General features: G+C 60.7%; 1 protein-coding gene. It reads right to left on the bottom strand.

Going from position 1 to position 211, the window contains the following annotated elements:
- Window positions 1–211, bottom strand: a 211-nt coding sequence (locus PSEWESI4_RS24980; protein ID WP_187673935.1) for a transposase, incomplete at both ends; no start/stop codon positions are given.

Here is a 211-nt window from a genome sequence, read left to right as displayed (position 1 = left end):
CTTGTCGAACACGTAGGTGGCCTGCGGTTCGATGTTCAGCCTCCTGCCTTCATCAACGTCGTTGACGTTGGCTGCGCTGAAGCTGCAATGCACCGGCGCAGCCGCCTGCTCAGCATACAGCACATGGACTTTCAGCCCCTGGGAGCGGGTTCGATTGGACAGCGTCCATTCGTCGAAGCCAGGGCCCTTGAGGGTGATCGTGGTGGAGTCC

This window comes from Zestomonas carbonaria, from assembly GCF_904061905.1.
In the GTDB taxonomy this organism is placed as follows: domain Bacteria; phylum Pseudomonadota; class Gammaproteobacteria; order Pseudomonadales; family Pseudomonadaceae; genus Aquipseudomonas; species Aquipseudomonas carbonaria.
Note: the sequence above shows the minus strand (reverse complement) of the source record. Positions and strands in the feature narration are given on the sequence as shown.